3 protein-coding genes are annotated in these 1,772 nt (G+C 68.6%); all 3 read right to left on the minus strand.

What is annotated here, in order from left to right; genetic code table 11:
* Nucleotides 1-193: 193 nt before the first annotated feature.
* From ACFW0G_RS45455 to ACFW0G_RS45465, 3 genes are read right to left on the minus strand one after another with little or no spacing between them, the layout of a single operon-like run.
* Entirely contained in the window at nucleotides 194-685 is a 492-nt protein-coding gene (locus ACFW0G_RS45455) for an SRPBCC family protein (RefSeq protein WP_378331817.1), read from the minus strand.
* Nucleotides 685-1,332 (minus strand): SRPBCC family protein, encoded by a 648-nt coding sequence (locus tag ACFW0G_RS45460; protein ID WP_378331818.1) that lies wholly within the window; start codon nucleotides 1,330-1,332, stop codon nucleotides 685-687. Before ACFW0G_RS45460 ends, ACFW0G_RS45455 begins: the two co-directional genes overlap by 1 nt.
* Nucleotides 1,329-1,727 (minus strand): ArsR/SmtB family transcription factor, encoded by a 399-nt coding sequence (locus tag ACFW0G_RS45465; RefSeq protein ID WP_378331819.1) that lies wholly within the window; start codon nucleotides 1,725-1,727, stop codon nucleotides 1,329-1,331. The genes ACFW0G_RS45460 and ACFW0G_RS45465 overlap by 4 nt, the downstream gene beginning before the upstream one ends.
* Nucleotides 1,728-1,772: the final 45 nt, after the last annotated feature.

Here is a 1,772-nt window from a genome sequence, read left to right on the forward strand (position 1 = left end):
GGACTGCACATCGGCGCAGCCGTCACCTGGACCAAGACCCTCCAACGTGACTGGTCGGCTTACCTGGAAGCCCGCGCGGCCAACAGCAACACCGTTGTGCTTGCGCTGCGGAGCGCGCGTGGCAACCCCGCCTTGGCGTCGCGTCGGATCGCGGCGTACAGGTCGACGCGTGAGGTGGGTGGTCAATGGCAGGTCAGTTCGTCGCTTGGCGGACGTCGGTCCCGTGCTCGGCGAACGCTTTGAAGTCCTCCATGTGCTGCCGCGACTGCTTGCGGAAAGAGCCAGGCATCACAAGCCCCACCAGCCGCATCAGCAATCCGTCGAACCGGAACTCGCTCTCGCTCTCCCACAGCGTGGTGTCCGGACCGGCTCCGATGAGCCGGTCGCGCTGGGCCTGCCGCATGCCCTCGCCGACGATCTCGCGGTCGTAGTGCACGACGACGGAACTGGGGATGGCGTGCAGGTCTTCAGGTTCCAGCCGCGTGATGGTCTCGGTGGCCTCCATCCTCTGCTTCCCCCTTTGAAACACGACTCGCGAGGTGGTGCCGAGCTCGCCGTGCACACCGTTTACCGGCTCGTGCAGTACCAAGCCCCGCAGCCACTTCGGCAGGTGCGCCGGGTCGGCGAGCAGCTGGAGCACCTTCTCCCGCGGCAGGGCGATCTCGATCGAGGTGGTGTACTTCATCAAGCGTTCCTTCCGGGGGCGTAGAACGCGGTGGTGGCCTCGACCGCGGCCGCCACGTGATCCGGATCGCCGCCGGCGGCCAGGTGAGCTTCGCCCCATGCCGCGGCGCTGCGCCGCGCGAACTCGCGCCCCTCGGGCGAGGTCCGGAACTCCTCGTGATCGAGGGTCTGGCCGTCGGCCAGGAACCGGGCCAGGGTGAACAGATGCAGGTCCCAGCCCACACCGCCGGCACCGGGGCCGTAGGTCGGGAACATGGGCTCCCCGACGGCCACGGCATGGACCAGTTCAAGCTCGGTATCCCCGGCAGGGCCCGGGGACAGCCGCACCTCGACCTCGCTCGTACCCGGCCACTCGTCGGCGTCCGGTCCGAAGAGCCAGGACACCCGCAGCAGCCGCGGCGGCTCGCACCGGAGGATCTCCCCGTGCTCACCGCCGTCCAATTCGAACGACCCGCCCAGCCGAAGGTCCCCGGTGATCGACTTCAACCAACGGCCCAGCCGCTCAGGGTCGGTGACGGCGTTCCACACGTCGTCGACCGGCGCGTCGTAGCGACGCCGCAACTCGATCGTGTAAGCGTCGCCGGCGGGCAAGGCCGCTGTTCCCATCGCCCGGCGCGCGGCGGCCAGTTCGTCCAGTACGTCCTTCATGTCATGTTCCTTTCATGGGCGGATCGGCCTCGCCGACGCCGGTGCCGTCCCGGAGCTGGCCAGCCCCGGGACCGGGATGCATGCGTGCCTCGGGCCGGCTCGGTGCCCAGGGCGTCGAGCCGCTGATCCCAGAACCCGCGAAACCGGTCCAGCCACACGTCAACCTCGCTGAGCGGCTTCGGGTCGACGGCATAGAACCGGCGAGCCCCCGCAGCCCGGACCGACGCGAACCCGTTCTCACGCAGAACGCGAAGATGCTGGGAGACAGCCGGCTGGGACAGTGCGAACTCGGTCCGGATCACGTCCGTGATCGCCCCAGAGGTCCGCTCACCGTCGGCGAGCAGCTCCAGAATGCGCCGGCGCACCGGGTCGCCGAGAACGTCGAACGCGTGCACGAACCAGAAACATACCAGACCTGACTTATATAAGCCACAGCTGGT

This window comes from Amycolatopsis sp. NPDC058986, from assembly GCF_042741125.1.
Taxonomy (GTDB): domain Bacteria; phylum Actinomycetota; class Actinomycetes; order Mycobacteriales; family Pseudonocardiaceae; genus Amycolatopsis.

Coding starts and splice junctions, on each gene's coding strand:
- ACFW0G_RS45455 (WP_378331817.1), bottom strand. CDS start 685: ATGAAGTACACCACCTCGATCGAGATCGCCCTGCCGCGGGAGAAGGTG.
- ACFW0G_RS45460 (WP_378331818.1), bottom strand. CDS start 1,332: ATGAAGGACGTACTGGACGAACTGGCCGCCGCGCGCCGGGCGATGGGA.